The organism is Vibrio sp. Hep-1b-8 (assembly GCF_006124995.1).
Lineage (GTDB): Bacteria > Pseudomonadota > Gammaproteobacteria > Enterobacterales > Vibrionaceae > Vibrio.
On the sequence record NZ_QEWN01000051.1, the window covers coordinates 1 to 1693 of the forward strand.

The following is a 1693-nucleotide window of genomic DNA, read 5'->3' on the forward strand; positions in this document are numbered from 1 at the left end:
TGTGCTCGATCTTAAACACACGAGTTTTTACCTAAACACTTAGTCAACACGGTGCTGGTGAACGCTTACCAAATAGTCACCTATAGTTAATTTACATACAGGTGAATTATGATGTTGTAATGAATGATATAGCAGTCGAAGTTTACCTTTTCCTTAGATCCAAGCATCACATCATCTATAACTGATTGTGTCAGAGTTTTTCTCCATTTAGCTTCACCGGAGTTAGAGTTCACCAGTTGACCATTAACAATAAAGTGTGAGTTAACGCAATTGACCAGCTAAGTTCACTTAGACCAATGCCCAAGCCTCGCTACAAGACAACCATTTGGAAACACTATAACCAAGCCTTGAGTAATCGCGGCTCGCTGACATTTTGGATTGGTGAAGAAGCCATTCAGCTATGGAAGCAAATCAAACAGGGAAACCGTGTGAGACCTCGCTTGTTTAGTGACTTAGCCATTGATGCGACAGGACTAAAGATTTAAGGTGAGGGCGAGTGGAAAGTTAAAAAGCATGGCACTAACGGGAAGCGCCGTGTCTGGAGAAAGTTGCATTTAGCGGTTGATACCGACACGCATGAAATCATTGCTGTTGAGTTCGATTTATCGAATGCGAGCAACGGTGAAGTGCTACCTAATTTGCTCAGACAATCTCGACGAAAAATCGCAGAGATATCTGACGATGGTGCTTATGACACAAGATTGTGCTACGAAACCATTCGCATCAAGCGAGCCGCTCCGCCGATTCCGCCTTGACTCGCTCAATGCGCTTTTCAGAGGCAGAATGCACACGCTGGTAGAAACCTGCAAGAAGCATGGGCTATCAAGCTTATCTGTACTGACGGAGAGCGTGCAAGCGCTCACTGCGCGTCAGCCATATCCAAACGTTCTTGGCTTGTAGAAGAAAGTCAACTACCCACTGGTGAACGCTTACTCTGGTTCTATCTTAGAGATAATGCGAGCAATCGTATCATCGGCAGGAATATCATTAACAAACATACCATTACGTTTAAACCACTCATGATGACCAAGGATGTACTCACGAATATCAAACCAACCTTTGGCACCAGCAATAACAGCGCACAATGAGCCGAACAGAACCTCAAACAAGCAATACGTAACCTTTGCTGATTGGCGCTTATCTGCGACTAAATGGAAGTACTCTTTAAACTCATCGATATGCATTGTGGGTAGGTCTCTTTCTTAAAAGAGAGTATATGATCACAGCTAGATATGATCGTCAAACCGATCATTCTAAGTGGTTAGAAAATGTTCGCGATCTCACCCTGGGATATTTTCCGTTTTCCAAGCGGCACCCTAGAACAACAAAAGTAGCCCCCCATTTTGGGGGGCCATCCAAAGCAACTTCAGATCGCTTATTACTTGTACTCCTTCATACAACGCATGTTAAGTCCCCGTAATGCGCGTTGCCCATTAAAGTGGTTCCAAAAATGGCCTCTGTAACCTGTCAAGTTATTCAAAATACCAAAAGTACCTGTCCTGAAGTTGTTTCCACTGACAGTGCCGTATGTCATAAGAGTGTAGAAGTTTTCTGTTCCCAAATCACCATATTTATCGCGGTTACCCGAGAACCCCATGTAGAAAAACGACTCACTGAAGTTATTGATATATTTACCCACCATGCTAGCGGCAATATGTGCAAACTCAGTGTCGTACTCTACAATAGAAGGTAC

1 protein-coding gene and 2 pseudogenes are annotated in these 1693 nt (G+C 43.5%); 1 reads left to right on the forward strand and 2 read right to left on the reverse strand.

Going from position 1 to position 1693, the window contains the following annotated elements; genetic code table 11:
* Positions 1-296: 296 nt before the first annotated feature.
* A pseudogene (locus DA100_RS08095) lies at positions 297-752 on the forward strand (transposase); the annotation flags it as partial.
* Between the two features lie 180 nt (positions 753-932).
* On the opposite strand, the pseudogene DA100_RS08105 reads toward DA100_RS08095, so the two are convergent.
* Both DA100_RS08105 and DA100_RS20925 read right to left on the reverse strand, forming a co-directional pair.
* Positions 933-1184 (reverse strand): annotated as a pseudogene (locus DA100_RS08105) (transposase family protein); the annotation flags it as partial.
* Positions 1185-1378: 194 nt separating this feature from the next.
* On the reverse strand, positions 1379-1693 hold a 315-nt coding region (locus tag DA100_RS20925; RefSeq protein WP_171052175.1), incomplete at its 5' end, for a hypothetical protein.